Origin of the sequence: Streptomyces chattanoogensis (assembly GCF_001294335.1) — a bacterium.
In the GTDB taxonomy this organism is placed as follows: domain Bacteria; phylum Actinomycetota; class Actinomycetes; order Streptomycetales; family Streptomycetaceae; genus Streptomyces; species Streptomyces chattanoogensis.
Window position 1 is genome coordinate 156,804 of the sequence record NZ_LGKG01000002.1, and the last position, 23,499, is coordinate 180,302.

The window sequence follows — 23,499 nt, forward strand, 5'->3', positions numbered from 1 at the left end:
TTATATGCGGGGCGAACGAGGGGTGGAAGGGGGCCCGGCCTCCGGGACGGCACCCAAGAGACGTCATGCGTCCTTCTGGGCCCTGACGAGCGCCTCCCCCGCCTCGGTGCGGCAGTAGAGCACGGAACGCCCCACACGCCGTCGTTGCACCAGACGGGCATCGAGCAGCACCTTCAGGTGGCGCCCCACGGACCCCAACCCGTGCCCGGTCAACGCCACCAGGTGTGTGGTGCTCTTCGGGTCGTCCAGCAGCACGAGGACCCTTGCCCGTACCGGCCCGAGAAGCGCGCGCAACGGCTCTGGAACCGGTGTGCGCTCCGCCTCCGCCAGGACACCCGAGCAGGGGTAGACGACGGCGTAGCGCCGGGACTGCCAGGAGACCCAGCTCTGCTGCGGCGTGACCGGCACAAACATCAACTGCGCTCCGGAGATCTCTCGCGAAGGATGGTCACGCGCGGTGACCTGCAGACGGCTCTGCCCGAGCCAGCGCATGCCGGTGCGCATATCGGCCAGGGCGCTCGCCCAGCCGCCTTCGCCCCACTGCGCCGTGCGCGCCACGACATCGGCCTCGATGATCCGTCGGCGCCGCGGCCAGTCGGGCAACACCGTGTGCCGCCAGACCCACTCCACGAGGTCGGCGGCCCGCTGCGGCAGATCGGAACGGTGCAGCTCGGCGGGGAGGGGGCCGTTCAGTGAGACGGTCAGGTCGGTGCGGGCGGTCTCGGCCGGTGTGTCCCGCAGCCGCGCCACCTCGGCGTCAAACACCTGCTCCTTCTCGGTGGTTGGTGTGGGGGTGAGGAAGGTGGCGTTCCAGGTGGGTCCCAGGGCGGCTCGTATGAGGAGTGCGGTGATCGGGTGCCGGGCCTTCCGGCCGAGGTAGGCAGGCAGGTACGTGTCCAGCCAGGCACGCTCCCCCGGGTGTGCGGCCCTGCCTCGTTCCAGGACTTTCAGGCATGCGGTGGCCTCCGCGAGGGGCGAGATGACGAACCGGCTTCCGGCGAGTGTGTCCGCGTTGACCTGCCACCAGCCCATGGTTTCGCCTCCCTGCGAAACATTACGCCGGCTCCGCAGCGCCGCTGAGACTCCGGGCATGCAGACCTATCGCACCCTTTTCCGTACCAGGGAGTTCACCCCGCTCCTGCTGACGTCTGCCGGGCAGGGGGCGGGTCAGACGGTGAGCGGACTGGCCCTGGGAACGCTGATCCACTCGGGAACCGGTTCGCCCTTGCTGACCGCTCTCGCCATGTTCGGTCCCTCGCTCGCCCAGGTGATCGGGGCCACGACGCTGCTGTCGGCAGCCGACCGGCTGCCACCGCGCGCCGCCTTGACCGGACTGTCCCTGCTCTTCGGTCTCGGCACCGCGGCCCAGGCCCTGCCCGGTCTGCCCGTCACGGCGGCCTTCGCGGTCGTCCTCGCACTCGGTGTGGTCTCCGCCGTCGGTGGCGGGGTGCGCTACGGGTTGCTCAACGAGCTCCTCACGAAGGACGGTTACCTGCTGGGGCGCTCCCTGTTCAACATGTCGGCGGGGGCCGTGCAGATCTGCGGGTTCGCGGTCGGCGGTGTACTGGTGGCGGCGCTGTCCGCACGCGGCGCGCTGCTCGTCGGCTCTGCGCTGTACTGCTCGGCCGCGGCCGTGGCCCGGTTCGGTCTCGCCCGCCGCGCGCCGCGGGCCGCGGGACGGCCGTCAGTCGGCGAGACCTGGCGGAACAACGCGCGTCTGTGGGACTCGAGGCCCCGCCGCCATGTCTACCTGGCGTTGTGGGTTCCCAACGGGCTGATCGTTGGTTGTGAGTCCCTGTACGTCTCCTACACCCCCCGGAATGCCGGAGTGCTCTTCGCCTGTGGTGCGTTCGGCATGCTGGTCGGCGACGTCCTGGTGGGCAGGTTCGTACCCCGGCGGTGGCGGCAACGGCTCGGCGTTCCGCTGAGTCTGCTGCTGGCCGCTCCGTACCTGGTCTTCGCCCTGCGGCCGCCGCTTGCCGTCGCCGTACCGGCGGTCGTGGTCGCCGGGCTCGGATACGCGGCGAGCCTGCCGCTCCAGGAGCGTCTGATGTTCCTGACGCCGGAAGAGCTGAGCGGGCACGCCCTCGGGCTGCACTCCGCCGGCATGCTCACCCTGCAGGGTGTGGGCGCGGCCCTGGCGGGCGCCGTCGCACAGTTCACCTCTCCCTCACTGGCCATGGCCGCAACGGCAGCGGTTTCGACAGCGGTCACGCTCGCCCTGGTTCCTGGTCTGCGCCCCCTCCCGCACACCCAGCATGCCCAACCGTCCCGGCAGCCTGCCTCCCCACGGCCCGCCCAACCCGATGCGGCACGGTGAGGCAGGGCCGTCATCCTCGGCGGGGGAAAGCGGCTCTTCGCAGGCATGCTGTCGCGCTCGCTGCGGTGCGTGTCCGTGCCGCACCAGCGGTCACGACACTGGGGGCGCCAGGACACATGCTGGATCCGAGTGGCCCCGCACCGGCGACAGGAGCACAGGCACATGGCCGAGGGTTTCGCAGGCACCGGCCAGGCTCCGCGCACGTCCGAGCTGGCCGGTTGCACCGGGCTCTCCGCCGACGAGGTGCGCGAGGGGCTGGCGCAACTGCACGCGAGCCATGATCTGGTGTGGGACCCGCGGGACCGCGATCGGGTCCTCATGGCTCATCCCTTCGCCTCCGTGCCGCTCGGCTTCCCGGTCATGGGGGCGCGCACGCTGTGGTGGGGCGGCTGTGCCTGGGACTCGTTCGCCATCCCGCATCTGGTCCACGGCGAGCCGGACGTGCTGGCCGCCACCCGCTGTCCGGCCTGTGACACCCCGCACGCCTGGGTGGTCAACCGAGCCGCGCCGCCACCCGGCAACGAGGTGGCGCACTTCCTCATCCCGATCCGCCGTGCCTGGGAGGACGTCGTCCACACCTGCAACCACCAGCGGCTGTTCTGTTCCGCCCCGTGCGTCGACAGCTGGCCGGCGCGTACCGGGCAGGAGCGCGGCTACGTCATGGATCTGGCGACCCTGTGGCGTCTCGCCCGCAACTGGTACGCGGGGCGCCTGGAACCGGGCTGCTCCCGTCGTGATCCCGCTTCCGCCGCCGACTACTTCGTGGAGGCCGGCCTGTATGGCCCCTTCTGGGGCCTGCCCGACCGGCAAGAGAAGGATCGGACCGGCCCGGACTGGCTTCCCCTGCCTCAAACCCGGTCGGTCGGGGCGGATCCTCCAAGTACTCCAGGACACCGCCGGGTTCCCGGGGAACGCCCAGGCCTGGGCCACGGCCCACTCGGGATCCCTCCGCGGGCGGACCTACGCTTCCCGCGCCGCGGAGGTGAGGGACATGTCCGCGTAACGGTCACCCGCAACCTGTCCGGCGATCGGCTCCAGCAGCGCCAGTTCCTCGGCGCTCAGCGCGATCCGGGTGGCCGCGGCGTTCTCGAGGAGGCGGCTGCGCCTGCGGGTCCCGGGGATCGGCACGACGGTCAGGCCGTGTGCCTGCGCCCGGTGCTGCACCCAGGCGAGGGCGATCTGCGCCGTGGTGGCGCCGTGGTCGGCTGCGATCTTGTGCAGGGGCGCCAGGAGAGCGGCGTTCGCCTTGGCATTGTCGCCGGTGTAGCGCGGCAGCGACTGGCGGAAGTCGCTGCTGGAGAGGTCCTTGCCCGCGTCGGTGAAGGCACCCGTCAGAAAACCCCTGCCCAGGGGCGAGTACGGCACGAAGGCGACCCCGAGTGCGGCGGCCGCGCCCACCACGCTGTGCTCGACGTCCCGGCTGAAGACCGACCACTCCGACTGCACGGCGGTGATCGGGTGCACGGCGTGCGCCTCGCGCAGCTCGGCACCGGTGACCTCGCTCAGGCCGAGATGCTTGACCTTGCCTTCCCGCACCAGTTCGGCCATGGCGCCGACGGACTCGGCGAGCGGGACGGCGGGGTCGCGGCGGTGCATGTAGTAAAGGTCGATGACCTCGACGTTCAGGCGGCGCAGACTCGCCTCGACGGCCTTCTTGACGTAGCCGGGATCGTTACGGATGGCCCGGTAGCCCGGGTCGTCGGCGCGGTACTCGATGCCGAACTTGGTGGCCAGGGTGATCGTGTCGCGGTGCGCGGCGACGAACGGTGCGAGGAACTCCTCGTTGGCACCGACGCCGTACATGTCGGCGGTGTCGATGAAGGTGACGCCCGCCTCGACGGTGGCCTCCAGGGTGTCGCGGGCCGCCGCGTCGTCCGTCTGCCCGTATGCGGCGCTGATGCCCATGGCGCCGAAGCCCTGGACGCCGACGAGGGGGCCGCCGTTGCCCAGCTCGACCTTGCTGATCTGTTCGATGGTGTTGCTCATGATGGCCTCAGTCCCTTTCCGACGCCCGGCGGGCGCCCGCATAAAAATCGATCTTGGCGTCAAGGACGGTGAGGGTGTCCTGCAACTCCGCGATGCGCGTGACGACCTCGCGCCGGGTCTGTTCCAGAATCTCCCGCCGTTCGTCGAAGGTGGCCTCACCCTGGCGGACCAGCTCCGCGAACGTGACCATGTCGGCGACCGGCATCCCGGTCAGTCTCAGCCTGCGTACGAAGGTGAGCCAGTCCAGGTCCCTGTTGCTGAAGAGACGCTGGCCGTTGTGCGACCGCTCCACGTGCGGCATCAGACCGATTTCCTCGTACCAGCGCAGGGTGTGAGCCCTGAGCCCGGTGTACTCCGCGACCTCGCGGATCGTGTAGCGGTCCTGGCCGTCGGGTCGCGGATGGTCCGTCCCCGCGACCACGCAGACGTCCACGGGCGGGGATTTCACGGGGTTGCTGTCGATCACCGTCATGCCGATTACGTTAGGACGTTCAAGTGCACTTGAAGCAAGCGCACTCCGCGCGCTGTGGCGATGGCACGGCGGGGCGGCCGGTCGGCACACCCGGGAAGTCAGTCCCTCGGCATGGCGTCCGGCAGGCCGAGCGCTCGCTCGGCAGCTGCCCGGAGCACCCGACGACGCTCACGCCGCCTTCGGCCCGCTGGCCCATCCCGCCCAACTCGCCTCCGTACAGGGCCTGTTGCAACGTCTCCCGGACCACGCCGAGATCGTCACCGGCGGCGCGTCCCTCGACCGGCCCGGCTACTTTCACCAGGCCACGGTGATCGCGGGGGCGCGGCAGAAGGACGAGATCGTACAGAGCGAGGTGTTCGGCCCGGTCGTCACCATCCAGCCCTTCGCCGACGAGTCCGAGGCCCTCCACCTGGCGAACGACGTACCCCAGGGACTCGCCGCGAGCGTCTGGACCCGCGACCACGACCGCGCCATGCGCGCGAGCCGCGCGCTGCGCACCGGCATCGTCTGGGTCAACACCCACGGCACGACGGTGTCGGAGATGCCGCACGGTGACGTACGCCACTCCGGCTACGGCAGCGATCTCTCCCTCACCGGCCTGCTCGACTACACGCAGGTCAAGCACGTCATGCTGTGACGGACCGCCGGGGCTGAGCCGCGACGCGGACGGCCGGTCGGCAGGACGCCGGTCCGGACAAGATCGCGATGGCCGCCGAGGCCCGCGGCAGGGGCGTCGGCGCTTCACTGACCAGCGCATTTGTCGCCGACGCCGCGGGAGGCCGAGATCGGCTCCGCCCCCTGGAGGCCCGCCGGACTTCCGCGCGGACCGCCCCACCCCTTGACAGCGGCCCCCGCCAGACTCGACGATCCCCGGGTGAACCTGTCAGACAGCCAGACAGCTGGCGGAATGCCCCGGCGCGTCAGCGCGATGGAAGCGGTCCTGAACCATCTGCGCGGCGCCATCGAGCGGGGCGACTACGCGGTCGGGGACAAGCTCCCCTCGGAGGCGGAGCTCTGCCGTCGCCTGGAAGTCAGCAGACCCGTGCTCCGGGAGGCGCTGCGGGCGCTCCAGACGATGGGGCTGACGGTCTCGCGTACGGGCAAGGGCACCTTCGTCGTCTCCGACGGCGCGACCGCCGACCCCACCTTCGGCGACTACTCGGCCAGCGATCTTCTCGAAGTGCGTCGGCATGTGGAGATCCCGGTGGCCGGGTACGCGGCGGTACGCCGTACGCCGGAGGACCTCGACCAGCTGAGTCACCTGCTGGAGCGGATGGAGCAGGAGACCGACACCACCGCATGGGTCGCCATGGACACCCTCTTCCACCTCTCCGTCGCCCAGGCGGCCCGGAACCCGGTCTTCCGGCGGGTGATCGAGGAGATCCGCGACGCGCTGGCCCGGCAGTCCGCCTTCCTCAACGAGCTCGGCGGACGGCGCGAGCAGGCGAACCGGGAGCACCGGGCGATCGTCGAGGCGCTCATCGACCAGTCCGAGCACGACGCGGCGGAAGCCATGGAGCACCACCTCGCCCGCGTCGAGTCGACGCTGACCACCATCGTGCGGCCACCCCACGACACGAACCCCTCCACGGAGAGTGAGGGTCACGTGTGAACGAAGGCAGCGCGATCACCACCTGAAGGCACCGCCGCGCGCAAGCGAGGCCGAGTGAAGCGAGGTTTCGGCATGAGTGAGCAGTCCCTCCGGCAGGCGGAGCCACAGCAGGAGCAGCGGGCGGCAGCGAGCGGGCCCCCCGATGCGGGAGATGCCGGGTACAGCAAGTCGCTGAAAACCCGGCACATCAACATGATCGCCATCGGCGGGGCGATCGGCACCGGGCTGTTCCTCGGCGCGGGCGGCCGGCTGGCCGGCGCCGGGCCCTCGCTGGCCCTGGCGTACGCGGTCTGTGGCGTCTTCGCCTTCCTCGTGGTGCGCGCGCTGGGGGAACTGGTGCTGCACCGGCCGTCCTCCGGCGCGTTCGTCTCCTACGCCCGGGAGTTCCTCGGCGAGAAGGGGGCGTTCGTCGCGGGCTGGATGTACTTCCTGAACTGGGCCACCACCGGGATCGCCGACATCACGGCGGTGGCGACCTATACGCACTACTGGGGCATGTTCTCCGACATCCCGCAGTGGGTGATCGCCCTGACAGCGCTCGCGGTCGTGCTGACCGTGAATCTGATCTCCGTGAAGATCTTCGGTGAGATGGAGTTCTGGTTCGCGATCGTCAAGGTCGGCGCGCTGGTCGTCTTCATGCTGATCGGCATCTTCCTGCTGGTCACCCAGCACCCGATCGCCGGCCACTCCCCCGGTCCCGCCCTGATCACCGACAACGGCGGTGTCTTTCCCACCGGGACCCTCGCGATGCTGATGGTCGTCCAGGGCGTCGTCTTCGCCTATGCCTCCGTCGAGATGGTCGGTATCACGGCAGGTGAGACCGCGGAGCCGGAGAAGGTCATGCCCAAGGCGATCAACTCCATCATGTGGCGGGTGGCCCTCTTCTACGTCGGCTCGGTGGTTCTGCTGACGATGCTGCTGCCGTGGAACGCGTACTCGGCCGATGAGTCCCCCTTCGTGACCGTGCTGTCCCATGTGGGGGTGCCCGCGGCGGGCGGCGTGATGAACCTCGTCGTGCTGACCGCCGCGATGTCCAGCCTCAACTCCGGTCTCTACTCCACCGGGCGGATTCTGCGCTCGATGGCGATGTCCGGTTCCGCGCCGCGGTGCACCGGCGTGATGAGCCGCAGCCAGGTCCCGTACGGCGGCATCCTGCTCACGTCGGGAGTGTGTGTGCTGGGCGTGGGCCTCAACTACGTCGTGCCGAGCGAGGCGTTCGAGATCGTGCTGAACTTCGCGGCGATCGGCATCCTCAGCACCTGGGCGCTGATCATGGTCTGTCATCTGCTCTTCTGGCGGAAGACACAGGCCGGGCAGCTCGTCCGCCCCGTCTACCGGCTCCCCGGCTCGCCGTGGACCGAGAGCGTCACACTGGCCTTCCTCGCCCTGGTCCTGGTCCTGATGTGGACCGACGGCGGCGCCGGCCGGACCACCGTCCTCTCCCTGCCCCTGATCGTGGCCGCGCTGGTCGGCGGCTGGTTCCTGGTACGGGGACGGGTCCGGGCCATACAGGATGCGGCGGCGCCGGAGAGCACCGGACACACCCACCACACCGCCCCCTAGAACACCGACACCCCTCAGAGCACCGAAAGCACCGAGAACCGATCATGAGTCAGAGCACCACCCTGCCGCGCCGCGCTCCCCAGGCCCCGCCAGAGGTCCGCGAACCGGCCCACGCTCCCGTCGCCCATGTGGTGCGCGGAGGCATCATCGAGGGCGTCCACCACGGATCGGTCGTGGTCCTGGCGGCCGACGGGAGCGTGGCGTTCCAGACAGGCGACATCGAGGCCGCCTTCTACCCGCGCTCGGCTCTCAAACCGCTCCAGGCGGTCGGCCTGCTGCGTGCGGGCCTGCCGCCGCTGGACGACGAGGCGCTGGCGCTGGTCGCGGCCAGCCACTCCGGCGAGGACCGGCACCTGGCCACCGCCGGGCGCATCCTCGCCACCGCCGGTCTGACCGAGGACGACCTGCGCAACGTCCCCGATCTGCCGTACGGGAGCGCCGTACGGGACGAGTGGATCGGGCGCGGTCTCGGCCCCACCCGGCTCGCCCAGAACTGCTCGGGCAAGCACGCCGCCATGCTGCTGACGGCCCGGACGCGGGGCTGGCGCCTGGACGACTACCTCGACCCGGGGCACCCGTTGCAGCGGGAGATCGCCGCGACCGTCGAGGACCTCACCGGTCAGGGCATCGCCCGGGTCACCGTCGACGGCTGCGGCGCGCCGCTGTTCGCGGTCTCGCTGCACGGACTGACCCGGGCCGCCGCCCGGCTCGCGACCGCCGCTCCCGGCACCGACGAGGGCCGGGTCGCCCAGGCCATGCGCGAGCACCCCGAGATGGTCTCCGGCAGCGGACGGGATGTCGCCCGGCTGGTGCACGCCGTACCGGGGCTGCTCGCCAAGGACGGCTTCGAGGGCGTGGGGATCGCGGCGCTGCCGGACGGGCGGGCCGTCGGCGTGAAGATCGCCGATGGCGCCGACCGTGCCCGGATGCCGGTGACGGCGGCGGCCCTGGCGCGCTGCGGAGTCGATCCCGAGGTCCTCGCGGCCTTCGCCACCACGCCGGTCATCGGCGGCGGCGCACCGGTCGGATCCCTCCGGGCCGCGGGCGCCCTCGCCCCGTGGGACAACCGCGCCTGACCTCCCGTCAACTCCACTTCAATCGGGCGCCGTTCACACCCCTCGGCGCTCGCTCTCCTCCTCCCACCTCGCAAAGGACCACCCGCACCATGACTGCCGCCGCCCACCGCCGCGAACACGATCTGCTCGGCGACCGCGAGATACCAGCCGACGCGTACTGGGGCGTGCACACGCTGCGCGCCGCGGAGAACTTCCCGATCACCGGCACGCCGATCTCCGCCTACCCGCATCTGATCACTGCGCTCGCCGCCGTCAAGGAAGCCGCCGCCCGCGCCAACCAGGACCTCGGCCTGCTCGACGCGGAGCGGGCCGACGCCATCGCCGCGGCCTGCCGGGAGATCAGGACCGAGGGCCGGCTGCACGACCAGTTCATCGTCGATGTCATCCAGGGCGGTGCCGGCACCTCGACCAACATGAACGCCAACGAGGTGATCGCCAACCGTGCGCTGGAGATCCTGGGCCACGACAAGGGCGACTACCGGCATCTGCACCCCAACGAGCACGTCAACCTCAGCCAGTCGACCAACGACGTGTACCCGACCGCGGTGAACGTCGCCACGATCAGCGCCGTACGGGAGCTGCTCGACGCGATGGCCGTGCTGCGCAAGGCCTTCGCCGCCAAGGCCGAGGAGTTCCGCGACATCCTCAAGATGGGGCGCACCCAGCTCCAGGACGCGGTGCCGATGACGCTGGGCCAGGAGTTCTCCACGTACGCGGTGATGCTGGAGGAGGACCAGAGCCGACTGGCCGAGGCCGTCCTGCTCGTCCACGAGATCAACCTCGGCGCCACCGCCATCGGCACCGGGCTCAACGCCCCCAAGGGCTACGCCGAAGCGGCCCGCGGCCACCTGGCCGCCCTCACCGGCCTGCCCCTGGTCACCGCCGCCAACCTCGTCGAGGCGACGCAGGACTGCGGGGCGTTCGTCCATCTCTCCGGCGTCCTCAAGCGGATCGCCGTCAAGCTCTCCAAGAGCTGCAACGATCTGCGGCTGCTCTCCTCCGGCCCGCGCGCGGGCCTCGCGGAGATCAACCTGCCGCCGGTGCAGGCCGGTTCGAGCATCATGCCCGGCAAGGTCAACCCGGTGATCCCGGAGGTCGTCAACCAGGTGGCCTTCGAGGTCATCGGCAACGACGTCACCATCACCATGGCCGCCGAGGCGGGCCAGCTCCAGCTCAACGCGTTCGAGCCGGTCATCCTGCACTCCCTCTCGGAGAGCATCACCCACCTCGGCGCCGCCTGCCGCACCCTCGCCGAGCGCTGCGTGGCGGGCATCACCGCCAACACCGAGACACTGCGCGCGAGCGTGGAGAACTCCATCGGTCTGGTCACCGCCCTCAACCCGCACATCGGCTACACCGCCGCCACCGCGATCGCCAAGGAAGCGCTCGCGACCGGGCGCGGGGTCGCCGAGCTGGTGCTGGAGCAGGGGCTGCTTCCGGCCGAACGGCTCGCGGCCCTGCTGCGCCCGGAGGAAGTCGCGGGCACGGGCGGTGACTTGACCCCGGCCTGATCCCGAGCGCCCAGGCGGGGACCGACGGAGAAACGCGGCGACGGTCCCCGCACTCATTCGGCCGCTTCCAGCCGTGGGACGGCTGCGGGCGTATCGTTCCCTGGCGCGGACTGGGAGGAGTGCAGCCATGGAGTTGGAGCTTCGGCACCTGAGAGTGCTGTGCGCGATCGCCGATGCCGGGAGCGTGGGCCGGGCCGCGTCGGCCCTGGGGTACTCACAGCCGGCCATGAGCGCACAGCTCCAGCGGATCGAGCGGCACTTCGGTCACCGGCTGTTCGAGCGGAACACCTCGGGTGTCGAGCCGACGCGGTACGGCACCGAGGTCCTGGACCAGGCCCGTGACGTCCTGGCCCGTGCGGCTGCGATCGGGCGCCGGCCGGCCGCAGACGATGCGAGGACGCGCGGTCCCCTCCGCCTGGCCTCGACCAACTCGCCCGTCCTTTCCGGCATGCTCAACCGGCTCCGGAGCCGCCTGCCCGATCTCACGCTCACGGTCAGCAGTGTGTATTCGTCCTCGGAGATCGTCGAACTCCTGGAACGCGGCGAGGTGCATGCCGCGATCGCCGCGGACTACCCCGGCCGTGAGCTGCGGCATTCGGCCGCCGTGGCACACCGCGGGATCGTCACCGAGCCGTCCTTCGTCGCACTGCCGGCCGGGCACCGGCTCCGGCACTGCCCGGAGGTGGCGCTCGCCGACCTGGCGGACGACGCGTGGTTTCTGACTCCGGACGACGGGGCGGGTTGGCCGGGAGTGTTCTACGAAGCCTGTGGAGCGGCCGGATTCACGCCGGCTGCGGCCCACGAATTCCTGGGCGACCAGCAGCAGTTGCAGAACATGATCGCTCAAGGCATAGGGATCTCCATCGTTCAGGCGACGCTCCGGCCGATCCCCGACGTCCTCATCAAACCGCTGGCCGGCACGCCCCTGTGGTGCCGTTATGTGCTGGCCTGGCGACGTGAGAGCGTTGCCGACGAGGTGGCGGACACCCTTTTCGACTCCGCCGCCGCGGCATACCGTGCTCTCATCGCGCAGTCGCCGCACTTCCGGACGTGGGCCTCACGGACCTGGAGCATGACCAGGCCGTAGGGCGCGGCTCGGCGTCCACATGCCGCGTCGGCTCAACTGAGCTGCGTGGAACCGGCGTTGGTGCCGCCGCATCGACGGGACCGTGGGCCCGGATGTTATGGCTGCTCGGCCCCAGGTGCTATGTCACACCTTATTGCCGCGGTCAAGGTGCGTTGAGAGGGTGCCTCTCACGCCTCAGCACGACCCCGAGGCGCATCTGTCCACGAAGGAGCATGGATGCGCTACCGCTCCCCCCTGCCCAGAGGTATGGCCGGCACCCTGGCCGCCTGCCTCACCATGGCCGGCCTCCTGGCCGCGCCGGCACTGGCGACGCCGCGCTCACCGGCCGCCGATCAGGCCGTGACCGCACGCCGGATCACCCCCACCCCCCACCCCGTACCACTGACCGGCCGCACCGTCGGCGCGAACGAAAGGTCCGTTCTTCAGGGCCGACCGGTCGGTGCCGCCCAGCTCCCTCCGCTCAACGCGAAGAAGCCCCCCATTTCTTCGACTGCAGCGGAGCGGGAGAAGGGCACCAGGCACGGTCCCCTGGCCGGCTGCAGCCCGTCCGACTTCGGCGGCCGGACCGGATCCGAACTGGTCGAGTTCGTCAAGGCCTCGACCACGGAGTGCGTCAACACGTTGTTCAGCATCACCGGCGAAGACGCGCACAACGTCTTCCGCGAGGACCAGATGGTCACCATAGCCAACGCCTTCAAGGACGGGGCGACGAGCTATCCCGGTGACAACTCGGACAACGTGTTGCAGCTCGTGATGTTCCTGCGCGCCGGCTACTACGTGCAGTCCAACCATCCGGACGACGTCGGTGACTACGGCCCGGATCTGGCAAAGGCCAGCGAGGGCAGCCTTGATGCGTTCTTCGGCAACTCGCATTCCAAGGACGTCTCTTCGGCCAACGGTGATGTCCTGAGCGAGGTCATCACCCTCACCGACAGCGCCAACGAGCAAGGCCGCTACCTGGACACCTACAAGCAGGTGCTCAGCGGCTACAACAGCTCCTACGACGACATCCCCAGCATGCTGGCCGCCGTCAACAACGTCTACACCCCGCTGTGGCGCGGGAACTGGAACCCCGAGTACGTCAAGGCGGTCACCGCCGACCCGAGCATCATCGACACCCTCAACAAGTTCGCGCTCGACCACCTCGACATGCTGGGCACCGACAACTCCTACCTCGACTCCAACGCCGGGATGAATGTCGCGCGGTACGTCGAGCACCAGGCTCTCCGGGACAAGGTCCGGCCGCTCATGAAGGGCCTGCTGGACGCCTCGAAGATCACCGGTAAGACCGCGCCCATGTGGGTCACCGTCGCGTCCCAGGCCGACTCGTACGACAAGGACAACTGCAAGTACTTCGGCGTCTGCGACCTTGCCGACCAGCTGACCAAGGCGGCGCTGCCGGTCACCCACGAGTGCGATGCCACACACACCATCAAGGCACAGGCGCTGAAGCCCGAAGAGCTCGAGGCCGCCTGCACCAGCCTTCTGAGCCAGGACGCGTACGTCCACGACCTGGTGAAGAACAACGGCCCGATCCCCGACCAGTACGAATCGACCATTCAGCTCGTGGTGTTCGGCAGTCGCAACGACTACCAGACCTACGCCGGGGCCATCTACGGCGTCGACACCAACAACGGCGGCATCACCATGATCGGAGACCCGACCAAACCCGACAACAAGCCCATGTCCATCATGTACCAGAGGAGCGACGACAACGGTTTCCCGGCCCGGATCTGGAACCTCAACCACGAGTACACGCACTACGTCGACGCCCGTGACGACATGAAGGGCGACTTCGGCCAGCAGACATCGGTTCCGGACGTCTGGTGGATCGAGGGCTTCGCCGAGTACGTCTCGTACGGCTACCGCAAGATCACCGACGACCAGGCGGTCAGCGAGGCCGGGAAGCACACCTACAAGCTGAGCACGCTGTTCCAGAGCACCTACGACAACAGCGATGTGACCCGCACCTACCCCTGGGGCTACCTCGCGGTCCGCTACATGTTCGAGAAGCACCCAGACGACATCGCCACCATGCTCGAGCACTTCCGGACCGGCGATTACCAGGGCGGCTACGCCGTCTACAACACCGATATCGGCACCCGCTACGACGCCGACTTCGATGCCTGGCTGACCGCCTGCGCGAACGGCGCCTGCGCCGCCAAGACACAGCGGTAGACAGTCACAGCGCGAGGCACTTCCTTTCCCGCAGTCCTTGCGGGAAAGGAAGTGCCTTTTTGCCTTGGGGACAGCCGGGTAACTATGTGACCAGCCAGACCACAAACGCGATGGCGGTGAACAGCAGCACCGCGCCCTCGATCCAGTCCGTGAACGTGAACCGGCTCTTCTTCTTGCTCTGGACGTCGTGCGATGGATCGTCGGTCATGCCTGGCTCTCCCCCTCGTGTTGGTTGCGCTCCATCTCTACACCATCGCCGGACCACGGAAGGGGGCGCCCCTCATGGCGCTGTGTCCCACAGGTCGCAGCGATGCCCGGCCCGCAGTCCGGCCGTGGTGGTGTTGCCGCCCTCGGCGGCGGTGCGCAGCTGGAGCACCCGGCCCGGTCGGGAGCCCTGCTCCGGCATGGTCGGCTGCCCCGTTGCGTGCGGCGCCGAGCCGTGGAGGAAAGAGCCCCAGTACGCGGTCATCTGCGCGGACAGGGCGCGTTGCCCGGCGTTGAGGTGCGCACTGCGGGCGTAGGGCTTGAACAGGTAGTTCAGCTCGGCCGCGTGGGTGGCGCCGAAGTCGAAGTCGGCGTGTTGCGGGAGGGAGGCGAACAGCGGCGAGGTGCGGTCGGCGAACTCGTAGGCGTAGACCCGGCCGCGTCCGGCCAGGCGTGGATGGGTCCGCAGCGCCGGGCAGGCGAAGAGGTGGTCGCCGAAAGCGGCGGCGTAGGCGTAGCCGGGGCGGTCGTACGCGCTGAGTGGGTAGCGGGCCAGTGCCCGGGTGCCGGTTTCCTTGCCGAAGGTGGCGGTGAGGGTCTTGGGGTAGGCGTCTGCGGTCAGCGGGGTGCCCCAGCGGTCGAAGCCGTCGTAGGCGAAGACCAGACCCTCCTTGCTGTTGGCGCCGTTCATGACGGGGACGTGTGAGGCGCGGCCGGAGGTGAAGGCGTCGGCGGGCTGGAGCGGCAGTTCGCGGCCGCCGACGGTGTAGCGCCACAGGTCGGGCCCGGTGCCCTTCTGGGCGTCGAGGATCTCCTTGGCGGGCTTGGCGCGCAGACAGTCGGCCGCGGTGGCGGGCTCGGTGCAACCCAGCTTGGCGGCGAAGGCGAGCCCGTCGGCGACGGCCTTCTTGCGGGTGGCGCCCGTGCAGTCCCCGAAGTCACCGCTCTGGATGATCGCCGCCCGGTACAGGCCCCGGCTGCCGGAGGAGGCGAGCTGGGTGCAGACCGCGCTGCCGCCCGCCGACTCGCCGGCGAGCGTGACCCGCCTGCGGTCACCGCCGAAGCGGCCGATGTTGGCTCCCACCCAGCGCAGCGCCTGCTGCTGGTCGAGCAGGGCGAAGTTGCCGGTGGTGCCGGGGAGGGTGAGGAAGCCCTGGGCGCCGAGGCGGTAGTTGAGGGTGACGACGACGGTGTGGGTGCGGCGGGCGAAGGTGTCGGGGAGGATGTCGCGGCCCGCGCCGCCGATGTTGGCGCCGCCGTGGATCCAGACCATGACGGGCAGCGTGCCGCGCTCGCGGCCGGCGGGCCCGGCGGGCGGGGTGTAGACGTTGACGTCGAGGCAGTCCTCGGTGGTGTGCTGCTTCTCGTAGCCCGGCGCCCAATAGGCGTTCTGTGCACAGGAGTTGCCGTAGCGAGTGGCGTCCTTGACCCCCTTCCACTTCTCGGCAGGCTGCGGCGCTCGCCAGCGCAGGCCGCCGGTGGGCGGCTGGGCGTAGGGGATGCCGAGGAACTGTCGTCCCTCGGCGGTGGCCTTGCCGCGCACCCAGCCGTTCTCGGTACGGACGAGGAGGGCCCGGCCGTCGGGCCGCCCCGCCCCGGCAGGCTGGGCGGCGTGGGCGAGCACAGGGGTGAGGACCGCGGCGACGGCGAGGGGAAGCACGATGCGGCGTGCTCGGCGCAGGACTCTCGTGGGCAGGGGCATAGGGTCTCCTGACGGCAGAGGCATGCCCGGATACGGGTTCGGGCGCCGTGAGCATAGATGCCTAGTGTCATAGGTGACTAGTGCTATAGGTCGAGAGATGGCGAGACGGAGATGAAGTTCGAGCATGTGCTGCTCGGATTCGTGGCGATGCGTCCCTGTACGGGCTACGACCTGAAGCGCTGGCTGGACAGCGAGATGGGCCGGATGATCCGGCTGCGTACCCAGCAGAGTCAGATCTACCGGACGCTCGGGCGGATGTGCGCCGACGGCTGGATCGACTACACCGTGGAGCGCAATGAAGGGCGCCCGGACTCGAAGGTGTACCGCGTCACGGACGCCGGCGAGCGGGCACTGCGGGACCGCCTGGCCGAGCCGTACACGCCCTCACCCGACTTCGGCGACCCCGAGTTCCTGATCCGCTACACCTTCGCGATCTTCCTCAGCGAGGAGGAGCAGATCCGCCTGGTGCGCACCGAACTGGAGGCACGACGCGCCCAGGCAGCGCGCTTCCGCGCCCGGGAGATCCGCGAGGAGCCATGGCTGGCGGGGGTGGACCGCAACCGGATGACACAGATCCTCGATCACGTCCACGACTACAAAAGCCGCACCCTGGACACGCATGTGCACTGGCTCGAGGAGACCCTGGCCGAGCTCACCAAGTGAACCCGGCCGGCATCTCGGCCTCGACCGCTTCCACTACCTGGACGGCTTCCTGGCCGTGCCGGCCGACCTCGACGGCTCCTTCGAACTCGGCCGGCACAACCCGCCGCCCCACCGATGAGGGAGTCAGCGGTTACATGAGGAGACCCGGCCCCAGCGCAGGAACGATACCGGCGTTGGTCTCGTCGCCCTCGGAGGAGGCCTGGGCCGGCGCGGCCAGGGCGAGGCTTCCCAGGCAGAGCAGAACGGCCGTTGCCAGGACGGTGAAGGAAAGGCGGATGTGCTTCATTGGGCCCTCTCGCTGTGTGCGGACCGCGCGCAGTCCACGCGGCACGTGGTTGCTGTTGAGAAACCCGGGACCGGCGGGTCGATCCGCCAGGAGGGTTTCCCTCGATTCACCTGCGCAAACACAGAGTCACTCTGGTGAAGGAAGGGACGCGGGGGAACCCGCCACACCGGTCACGTCGCCACCACCCGAGGGACTCGTGCACAGGTCTCGGCAGACCTCAGCCACCCGATGAGGTCGGCGCGGGCGCGGGCCACCCGGGAGCGCACCGTGCCGATCGGACAGCCCACCACCGCCGCGGCATCCGCGTACGGCATCCCGACCAGCTGGGTGAGAACGAATGCCTCGCGCCGCTCGCCATCCAGTGCGTCGAGCAGCTCGCCCAGCGCCAGACCGTCCTCGAACCCAGGCAGTCCGCTCGGCTGCCGGTGTTCGGCGACCGCCTGCCAGTCCTCGACGTCGGCGATACGGGGACGGGCGGCGGCGGAGCGGTAGCGGTCGATCACCACCCGGCGGGCTATGGACAGCAGCCAGGTGCGGGCACACGAGCGCCCGGCGAAACCCGGGAGGCCGGTGAGGGCCCGCAGAAAGGTCTCTTGGGCCAGATCGTCGGCCCCGTTCGTATCGCCGCTCAAGTGCGCCACGAATCGCCATACGTCCCGGTGGCTGGCGCGGATGAAGCGCTCGACGGCGACCGCGTCACCGTGCCCCGCGGCCAGCGCCAGGTCGGTCAGGTGCTCATCGTCCACAGCGGTCCGCTTGCCACGGGCCGGACCAACAAGGGCAGGAATCATCGCCACATGTCCTTCGGAGTCTGCGGGCCGCACCAAGGCATGGCACGGCCCCATCGGTGAGCGGCACTCCCAGTACCCACCTGCCGGTCGGTGACGACGTCAAGGGGCAATGGCCGACAGGCGTCTGTCCAGGGGCAGGCCGGAGGGCCGCAGGGCCAAGGCCGGCGTGGGTGGGCGCAGCGCTCACGGAGTATGAGCCGGGCAGCCGCGCGGACACGCCGGTAATCCGCCCGCCACCGATGCCGTGCACATTGCGCAAAGGGGAGTGGGGGATCCCGGACGATCGACAGCATGGCGTCATGGGCGACAGTGGCGTCAATGACGGCATTGCGCGTTCCCGGGCGGCGCCGGGAGGGTCTCAGGACGAGCGGTCAGCAGCAGAGGGAAAGCCTCGGCGGGCCCCTGCGGGAGAGGACGTGGTGCAGGAAGGCCCCGCTCAGGCGCACGACATGACCGGCGGCGGCCACGGGGCGGGCAGACGGCTTCAGATCGGTCCGGTCCAGAGTCGTCAGGACCAGCAGCAGGGGCGCGAACAGCACCGCGGCCACGCTGCGGGCGAGCCGGAACGCGGCCGCCTCGCCGCGCCACAGCCACAATCCGCACACCACCGCGGCCAGCGTGTGGGCAAGGAACATGCCCAGTGCCCCATGGCCGGACGGCATCAGCGGCAACTGACTCGTATCGCCGTGCAGTGCAGCCATCCGCCCCACGGGCACGGCGGAGCCGGCGGGCATGTCGGCCATGCCCGCCATGCCGTTCATTCCAGGCATGCTCGGACGCGACTGCGCCAGGCCGAACAAGGAGTGCAGGCCGAGTTGAGCCACGACGGTGGCACCAGTGACGACGAGCCCACCGCGTTCACGTCCTGCCGACCTCCAGGCCACCGAGCCCGTGGTGCCGAGTGCGGCAACCAGAGCCCACCAGGGCAGGGGCTGCGCGGACATCAGCGCATGCCCCAGGGCTGCGGTCGTCACGCACACCACCGCGAAGATCGCGGCGCGCACAGCACGTGAAACCGACCCGGCAGTCATGTTGGACATCGTGCCAGCCGCTTCGCCCGCTCGGGAGGGGGCATGGCGCCTCAGGCCGAGTTGTTGTCCAGATCTGCTAAAGCGGGTCCTATGGACCGTCAACTCACCGTCAACTCACGTCAATTCACCAGCAACTCACCGGCAGGCCCCCTGAGATGGAGATTCGGCGGGATGACTCCGCCCGTCGGCGCGGGCCGGTCACGGCCTGCACACTCTCTCCAAATGCTCCACAAGAAGTTCGAGATGTGATCGAGCCTCCTTACGTTACGTTCCTCCCGTCGCCTGACCGCCCGCTCTTACGGCTCACTTGGTCAGACGCGACGTCATGGGGGGAACCATGGACATCGCCTTTCCGACCGACGACACCGGTAGCCCTGCCCGCTGCTGTGTGTTTCTCTCCGACAACAGGACCGGCGGCCCCGTCTCCGGGGCGCTGGCCTTCCTCGAGGCCCAACTGACCGTCACCGAGGAGGGATCCGGCGGTGAGGCGGGGATGGCCGCCCGCGCCGCGCACACGGTCCGCATCCCGCTGGGGCTGCTCGGCAGTGACCACGCCGGATATCTCTCGTGGGACCTGGCACCTCTGTGGCGGCAGGCCCTGCAACTGGCCGAGCGGCCCGACGGCTCCACTGCCGAGGTCCGGCTCGCCCATGTGTGGCTCTACCTCGGCGGTCCGCTGCAGAGCGCGGTGGACGTCCTGGCCGAGGCCGACGAACGGGCGCAGGCACTGGTCCTGCGGCTCGGCGTGGACCGCGGCGGCGTCTTCACCGGTTCCGCCACCGGCTTCCCGGCGATGCAGTCGCCCTCGCTCCTCGACTGGTATCTCTCGCCGGGCTCCTTCGCGTACGTACCGGCCGAACTCATCGGTCAGGACGGCTGCGAGACCCTGCTGCCGTCCAATGTGGCCACGCAGCAGTACCAGGTGCACCAGATCGTGACCGTCCCGGACCTGACGGCGCGCCTGGACTACGGCGCTGCGTACGCGGCACCGGCCGGGGACGGCAACGGCACCTCCGACGGCTCCGGTACTTCCGACGGCACCTCCGACGGCACCTCCGATTACGCCGTCCCGGTCCCGATCGCCCTGGTCATCAGCTACGACGTCACCTGGATCCCCGTGGGGCACGGGCTCGGCCAGGTCACCTACAGCCTGCCGCTGGCACCGGGCGAGCAGGTGCAGCTCGCGGTCGTGGACTGGTCACGGACCTCGACGGACAGCCGACTGGAGGACATCGCCCTCACGGACGACCTGGAGCACGCCCTCACCCGCGACCGGACGGTCGACGAGGTGGTCAAGGGCGCCGTCAACGAGTGGCAGCGCGGCGGCTCGGTGATGGCCGGCGCGGCGGGCGCGGCGTCGATGGGCATGTTCGGCGGCTCCGCCGCGATCGGCGGCGGCTACGCCACGACGACCGGCGACCGCAGTGTCTCGGCGGACACCGTGCAGAACCTGCACGACCAGATCCGCCAGCACTCCACGTCCGTACGCGATATGCGCAGCACCGTGGTCGTACAGTCCCGGCAGGCGGAGACCTCCACCGCGCAGACCCGGACCGTACGCAACCACAATCACGCGCATGCGATGACCCTGCTCTACTACGAGGTGCTGCGGCATTTCCGGGTGCTCGTCGAGCGCGGCGCGGTGCGCCCGGCGGTCCTGCTGCCCGCCGCGTCCCCGAACCTCGACGACGAGCTGGTCATCGTCCGCTACCGGCGCCTGCTGCAGGCCGGGCTGCTCGATCCCCAGCTGGCCGGCGGATTCGACGCGGTGGAGAAGTACGCGGCCTGGCAGGAACTCCAGCCCGAGGTCCCGGTGCCGCCCGACCCGGGCAGTGTCGAGTTCATCCTCTTCCAGTTCCGTTTCACCATCGGTGACCTGTCCAACTTCCAGGACCGGGTGCCCACGACGGTCACCCTGACCCAGCGCGCCCCGGACGGCGGCCAGAAGGTCACGAACCTGGTCCGTCCGCAGCACAGCGACTGGGACCCCGATCCGACGCATCTGCAGAATCCCGGGGACTTCCAGCACACCCACGCGATGGTCGATCTCGCGGGTGTGCCCAGGCCCGACGAGCGCGTCAACTGGCGGGATCTGCGCACGATTTCGGTGACCCTGACCCCGCCCCACACCGAAGGCAGGAACGACGACGTCGCGGTGGAACATCTGGTCGTCACGGCCGTGGACACCGCGGGCAACACCCACCTCCTGGTCGACGAGCCCAGCGGCAAGCTGTTCCAGAAGCCGTCCACGACCTGGGCGCTGGCGGTCCGTCAGGCGCCGGAGCCGGCGCCCGCGCCGAGCCCGTTCCAGCGGCTGAGCGACGAGGAGAACCTGCTGCGGATCCGGCTGCGCAGACACCTGGTGCAGAACCGCGAGCACTACTACCGGCTGATCCGGCTCGGTGAGGACCCCAATGCCCGGTGGACGGAACTGGCGGGCAGCAGCCTCACCGTCGGGGGCATTACGCGCCCGCTGTTCCAGGCCGTCGAGAACCGCGCCCTGGAGGTGCTCGGGGATTCCACGGCCTTCCCGCTCGACCCCGCCCTGTTCGACGACTCGGGCGAGGGACAGGTACGCCTTCCCGAGGTGGCTCCCGCCCGCAGCGAGCAGCTGATCAGCCTGCCGACCCGCGGGGTCTTCGCCGAGGCCAAACTCGGCCACTGCAACTCCGCGGAGGTCATCGACAACACCCGGTTCTGGGACTGGCAGAAGTCGCCCGACCCGGACAGTGCCCCGGGGATCGCCCCGGTGTCCACGGCGAGCCGGGAGGTGGTCGTCTCCACGACGCCCTCGGGACTGCCCGCCTCGGCCGTGACGATCGTCCAGCCGCCGCAGGCCCCCGACCCCGTGGGCATGGCGGCGGCCCTTCAGCTCCTCGGCCAGGGCGACATCTTCCGCGATATGTCGATGCAGAAGGAGATCGCCGCGCTGCTGACGTCGCTCGCGAGCAACGCGGCCGGCCTCGCGGGCAAGAACCCCGGTACGCCCGGCGCGCCCGGCACCGGCTCGACGCCCGGCACCGGGACGGGCGGCGGTACGGGGACGGGCACCCCCGGCACGGGAACCGGCGCCGGCACCGGCACTCCGTCCGGCGGCGGCACCGGCACCGGAGGCACCACGCCCCCGGGAACGGGCGGAACCGGAGGAACAGACCCCCACCCGGGCGGCACCCCGGGAACCACAGGGCCCGGTACGCAACCCGGCCCCGGCGACGGCGGATCCGGCACACCGAAGCCGCCCGCTCCCGCACCCCGTCCCACTCCCCGGCCGCCCGTGCCGATCGGCTCGGACAACCGGTCGTTCGTCTTCAGCTTCGCCCCGGTCAGTTTCGGCCCCAGCGAGGCGGACTGGGAGCGCGGCAGGTTCGCCATCGCGATCTTCCAGGACGGCAAGCCGGTGCTCAGCCAGGACAATGTGGTGCCCGCGGCGCCCAGCGTCATCCTCAACGGCAAGGTCGCCCCGAACAAACCCCTGGACATCGTGGTCGACGGCTCGTCCAGCCACTGGGTGACCTACCCGTCGATCTACTCCTCCGCCATGGCGGGCAACCCGGCCACCACCGGTACGCCTCCCGGCATCCTGATCACCACACATCTGGTCGGCAAGCTGACGCTCGCCGGTCTGGATCCCACGCAGCGCAGTTACGTCTTCTCGATCCAACGGGAGGTCAAGTTCACCTCGGTGACGCTGAGCGAACAGCAGATCCGGCAGCAGGGCCTGGAGAAGGCGGTGTCCGGGCAGATCAACGCCAGTTTCGACAAGGTCATTTCGTTCGGCGCGGGGCTCAGCTCCTCCGAGACGTCCTCGACCAGCAGCGGAACGACCACCAACAAGACGGACACCGTACCGGTCACCTACTTCAGCGGACTGATGTCGGTCGTCCCGGTCAAGAACTGACAGACAGCGCCACGTAGCCGACGGAACCTTCCCGTCGGCTACCGGTGCGTCCGGGTGCCGCCAAGGCGTCCACGCGCCAAGCAGAGGACGGATTCCTTCCGTTGACCCGTCTCAGTCCATAAAGTCCGCCACTTCAGCAACATTTCATCGCCGTTTCATCGCCTCGCGAAAGAGTTCGGCACGTCGCGTCGGGACCCCGGTGCGCCTTCGCCCCGGGCCCGGCCCACGGGACCGGCCCGTGCCGTTCCCGACGGCGAGAACCGGACGGAAAAAGCGAGTTGCCCCGTGAGTGAGACCCCGCAGTTGGACCCCCGAAAGGGCTCTGGCGAGACCGGCCCCATCCCGCCGCTCCCGGAGCGGGCGCCGGCTGCGCCGTCGGCCTGGTCGCAGACGGTCCCGGCGACGCTGCCGCAGCACGGTGACCCGGCCGCGGGGCGGGGACGCGGCAGTGCACGGCTCTGGCTGATAGTTGGTGGCGCCGCGCTCGCCGTGGCCGCGATCGTCGGTGTGGTTGTCGCCATGTCGGGGGGCGACGGCAAGAACACGGCGTCGGAGAACTCCCCCGCCGCTCCGGGCGGCGCCAAGCCACCGGCGCCCGGCGCGGCGGAGCCCGCGGGGAAGACCTACACCAAGGTCCCCGAGGGCTGTGAGCTGATCAAGGCGTCCACCCTCGCGCGCATCGCGCCCGGAACCGAGTGCAAGCCGTCGCAGTTCGACAACGCCACCATGGCGGCGATGATCACCAGGATGCCCAGCTGGAAGACGCCCTTCGGCTCCAGCGGCGCGTTCCTGGACCTGGACGTGAACCTCTCGGTCTCCCCAGGGGCGAAAGGCATGTACGACATGCACAAGAAGACCGCCCTCACCGCCTTGGGCAAGGTGCGCAAGGTCACCGATTCCCGGCCGCTCCACGATCTCGGCAACGAGGCCCACGTCGTCCACGCCGTCGACAAGGCACCGATGGACCTGGCCGAGGCAACGGTGATCGTCCGCGCCGGCAACGCCGAGTACACCGTGGGCTACAGCTACGACGTCCAACGCTCCGGCATGAACCAGCAGCAGGCCGAGGACGCCGCCATCGCCGCCGCCCACGATGTGCTCGGCTCACTCGGCTGACCC

The 23,499-nt window shown here is 69.9% G+C and carries 19 protein-coding genes and 1 pseudogene; 12 read left to right on the top strand and 8 right to left on the bottom strand.

Annotated elements, in window-relative coordinates; all coding sequences use genetic code 11:
• Positions 1 to 63 precede the first annotated feature (63 nt).
• Positions 64 to 1,032 carry an ArsR/SmtB family transcription factor gene (locus ADL29_RS03950; protein ID WP_053922363.1) on the bottom strand — a complete coding sequence of 323 codons (969 nt, stop codon included), beginning with the start codon at positions 1,030 to 1,032 and terminating at the stop codon, positions 64 to 66.
• A 58-nt stretch (positions 1,033 to 1,090) separates the two neighbouring features.
• Between ADL29_RS03950 and ADL29_RS03955 the strand changes: the two genes are divergently transcribed.
• Together ADL29_RS03955 and merB are read left to right on the top strand one after the other, a co-directional pair.
• Complete coding sequence (locus ADL29_RS03955; protein ID WP_053922364.1) at positions 1,091 to 2,320, top strand: MFS transporter; 1,230 nt, start codon at positions 1,091 to 1,093, stop codon at positions 2,318 to 2,320.
• Between the two features lie 360 nt (positions 2,321 to 2,680).
• A pseudogene (gene merB, locus ADL29_RS44865) lies at positions 2,681 to 3,010 on the top strand (organomercurial lyase); the annotation flags it as partial.
• A gap of 270 nt (positions 3,011 to 3,280) precedes the next feature.
• Here merB and ADL29_RS03960 read toward each other — a convergent pair.
• Entirely contained in the window at positions 3,281 to 4,306 is a 1,026-nt protein-coding gene (locus tag ADL29_RS03960) for an aldo/keto reductase (RefSeq protein WP_053922365.1), read from the bottom strand.
• Positions 4,307 to 4,313: 7 nt separating this feature from the next.
• Positions 4,314 to 4,778 (bottom strand): MerR family transcriptional regulator, encoded by a 465-nt coding sequence (locus tag ADL29_RS03965; RefSeq protein ID WP_053922366.1) that lies wholly within the window; start codon positions 4,776 to 4,778, stop codon positions 4,314 to 4,316.
• On the opposite strand from ADL29_RS03965, the gene ADL29_RS03970 reads away from it, so the two are divergent.
• The 7 genes from ADL29_RS03970 (at position 4,777) to ADL29_RS04000 (ending at position 13,805) form a co-directional block, all read left to right on the top strand.
• Complete coding sequence (locus ADL29_RS03970; RefSeq protein ID WP_078970718.1) at positions 4,777 to 5,415, top strand: aldehyde dehydrogenase family protein; 639 nt, start codon at positions 4,777 to 4,779, stop codon at positions 5,413 to 5,415. The two genes, ADL29_RS03965 and ADL29_RS03970, sit on opposite strands and share 2 nt — an antisense overlap.
• A gap of 237 nt (positions 5,416 to 5,652) precedes the next feature.
• Entirely contained in the window at positions 5,653 to 6,390 is a 738-nt protein-coding gene (locus tag ADL29_RS03975) for a FadR/GntR family transcriptional regulator (protein WP_078970719.1), read from the top strand.
• 72 nt (positions 6,391 to 6,462) lie between these two features.
• Positions 6,463 to 7,953 (top strand): amino acid permease, encoded by a 1,491-nt coding sequence (locus ADL29_RS03980; RefSeq protein WP_053922368.1) that lies wholly within the window; start codon positions 6,463 to 6,465, stop codon positions 7,951 to 7,953.
• 44 nt (positions 7,954 to 7,997) lie between these two features.
• Complete coding sequence (locus ADL29_RS03985) at positions 7,998 to 9,029, top strand: asparaginase (protein WP_053922369.1); 1,032 nt, start codon at positions 7,998 to 8,000, stop codon at positions 9,027 to 9,029.
• A gap of 89 nt (positions 9,030 to 9,118) precedes the next feature.
• Positions 9,119 to 10,540: an aspartate ammonia-lyase gene (gene aspA / locus ADL29_RS03990; protein ID WP_053922370.1), complete on the top strand. Its 1,422-nt coding sequence runs from the start codon at positions 9,119 to 9,121 to the stop codon at positions 10,538 to 10,540.
• Positions 10,541 to 10,667: 127 nt separating this feature from the next.
• On the top strand, positions 10,668 to 11,627 hold the full coding sequence (locus tag ADL29_RS03995; RefSeq protein WP_053922371.1) for a LysR family transcriptional regulator: 960 nt from the start codon (positions 10,668 to 10,670) through the stop codon (positions 11,625 to 11,627).
• Positions 11,628 to 11,843: 216 nt separating this feature from the next.
• On the top strand, positions 11,844 to 13,805 hold the full coding sequence (locus tag ADL29_RS04000) for a collagenase (RefSeq protein ID WP_053922372.1): 1,962 nt from the start codon (positions 11,844 to 11,846) through the stop codon (positions 13,803 to 13,805).
• A gap of 82 nt (positions 13,806 to 13,887) precedes the next feature.
• Here the strand turns inward: ADL29_RS04000 and ADL29_RS45935 are convergent, their stop codons facing one another.
• Together ADL29_RS45935 and ADL29_RS04005 are read right to left on the bottom strand one after the other, a co-directional pair.
• Entirely contained in the window at positions 13,888 to 14,013 is a 126-nt protein-coding gene (locus tag ADL29_RS45935) for a hypothetical protein (RefSeq protein ID WP_281181755.1), read from the bottom strand.
• 72 nt (positions 14,014 to 14,085) lie between these two features.
• Complete coding sequence (locus ADL29_RS04005) at positions 14,086 to 15,711, bottom strand: carboxylesterase/lipase family protein (protein ID WP_053922373.1); 1,626 nt, start codon at positions 15,709 to 15,711, stop codon at positions 14,086 to 14,088.
• Between the two features lie 111 nt (positions 15,712 to 15,822).
• On the opposite strand from ADL29_RS04005, the gene ADL29_RS04010 reads away from it, so the two are divergent.
• Positions 15,823 to 16,374 carry a PadR family transcriptional regulator gene (locus ADL29_RS04010; RefSeq protein WP_053922374.1) on the top strand — a complete coding sequence of 184 codons (552 nt, stop codon included), beginning with the start codon at positions 15,823 to 15,825 and terminating at the stop codon, positions 16,372 to 16,374.
• Positions 16,375 to 16,504: 130 nt separating this feature from the next.
• Here the strand turns inward: ADL29_RS04010 and ADL29_RS43305 are convergent, their stop codons facing one another.
• The 3 genes from ADL29_RS43305 to ADL29_RS04020 all read right to left on the bottom strand — a co-directional run bounded on the left by ADL29_RS43305 (position 16,505) and on the right by ADL29_RS04020 (position 18,482).
• Entirely contained in the window at positions 16,505 to 16,660 is a 156-nt protein-coding gene (locus tag ADL29_RS43305; protein WP_157878376.1) for a hypothetical protein, read from the bottom strand.
• Between the two features lie 170 nt (positions 16,661 to 16,830).
• Positions 16,831 to 17,451, bottom strand: coding sequence for a sigma-70 family RNA polymerase sigma factor (locus tag ADL29_RS04015; RefSeq protein ID WP_046924108.1), 621 nt, complete (start codon positions 17,449 to 17,451; stop codon positions 16,831 to 16,833).
• Positions 17,452 to 17,822: 371 nt separating this feature from the next.
• A complete protein-coding gene (locus tag ADL29_RS04020) occupies positions 17,823 to 18,482 on the bottom strand; it encodes a hypothetical protein (protein ID WP_063788382.1) in 660 nt (219 codons plus the stop codon).
• A 337-nt stretch (positions 18,483 to 18,819) separates the two neighbouring features.
• Between ADL29_RS04020 and ADL29_RS44410 the strand changes: the two genes are divergently transcribed.
• Together ADL29_RS44410 and ADL29_RS04030 are read left to right on the top strand one after the other, a co-directional pair.
• Positions 18,820 to 22,380 (top strand): hypothetical protein, encoded by a 3,561-nt coding sequence (locus tag ADL29_RS44410; RefSeq protein WP_053922376.1) that lies wholly within the window; start codon positions 18,820 to 18,822, stop codon positions 22,378 to 22,380.
• A gap of 285 nt (positions 22,381 to 22,665) precedes the next feature.
• Positions 22,666 to 23,496, top strand: a complete 831-nt coding sequence (locus ADL29_RS04030) for a hypothetical protein (RefSeq protein WP_245689128.1) — start codon at positions 22,666 to 22,668, stop codon at positions 23,494 to 23,496.
• The last annotated feature ends 3 nt before the right edge of the window (positions 23,497 to 23,499 follow it).

Excerpts from the sequence above, each read along its gene's own strand:
- ADL29_RS03950 (WP_053922363.1), bottom strand. The coding sequence starts at position 1,032 with ATGGGCTGGTGGCAGGTCAACGCGGACACACTCGCCGGAAGCCGGTTC.
- ADL29_RS03955 (WP_053922364.1), top strand. The coding sequence starts at position 1,091 with ATGCAGACCTATCGCACCCTTTTCCGTACCAGGGAGTTCACCCCGCTC.
- ADL29_RS03960 (WP_053922365.1), bottom strand. The coding sequence starts at position 4,306 with ATGAGCAACACCATCGAACAGATCAGCAAGGTCGAGCTGGGCAACGGC.
- ADL29_RS03970 (WP_078970718.1), top strand. The coding sequence starts at position 4,777 with ATGCCGATTACGTTAGGACGTTCAAGTGCACTTGAAGCAAGCGCACTC.
- ADL29_RS03965 (WP_053922366.1), bottom strand. The coding sequence starts at position 4,778 with ATGACGGTGATCGACAGCAACCCCGTGAAATCCCCGCCCGTGGACGTC.
- ADL29_RS03980 (WP_053922368.1), top strand. The coding sequence starts at position 6,463 with ATGAGTGAGCAGTCCCTCCGGCAGGCGGAGCCACAGCAGGAGCAGCGG.
- ADL29_RS03985 (WP_053922369.1), top strand. The coding sequence starts at position 7,998 with ATGAGTCAGAGCACCACCCTGCCGCGCCGCGCTCCCCAGGCCCCGCCA.
- aspA (WP_053922370.1), top strand. The coding sequence starts at position 9,119 with ATGACTGCCGCCGCCCACCGCCGCGAACACGATCTGCTCGGCGACCGC.
- ADL29_RS03995 (WP_053922371.1), top strand. The coding sequence starts at position 10,668 with ATGGAGTTGGAGCTTCGGCACCTGAGAGTGCTGTGCGCGATCGCCGAT.
- ADL29_RS04000 (WP_053922372.1), top strand. The coding sequence starts at position 11,844 with ATGCGCTACCGCTCCCCCCTGCCCAGAGGTATGGCCGGCACCCTGGCC.
- ADL29_RS45935 (WP_281181755.1), bottom strand. The coding sequence starts at position 14,013 with ATGACCGACGATCCATCGCACGACGTCCAGAGCAAGAAGAAGAGCCGG.
- ADL29_RS04005 (WP_053922373.1), bottom strand. The coding sequence starts at position 15,711 with ATGCCCCTGCCCACGAGAGTCCTGCGCCGAGCACGCCGCATCGTGCTT.
- ADL29_RS04010 (WP_053922374.1), top strand. The coding sequence starts at position 15,823 with ATGAAGTTCGAGCATGTGCTGCTCGGATTCGTGGCGATGCGTCCCTGT.
- ADL29_RS43305 (WP_157878376.1), bottom strand. The coding sequence starts at position 16,660 with ATGAAGCACATCCGCCTTTCCTTCACCGTCCTGGCAACGGCCGTTCTG.
- ADL29_RS04015 (WP_046924108.1), bottom strand. The coding sequence starts at position 17,451 with ATGATTCCTGCCCTTGTTGGTCCGGCCCGTGGCAAGCGGACCGCTGTG.
- ADL29_RS04020 (WP_063788382.1), bottom strand. The coding sequence starts at position 18,482 with ATGACTGCCGGGTCGGTTTCACGTGCTGTGCGCGCCGCGATCTTCGCG.
- ADL29_RS44410 (WP_053922376.1), top strand. The coding sequence starts at position 18,820 with ATGGACATCGCCTTTCCGACCGACGACACCGGTAGCCCTGCCCGCTGC.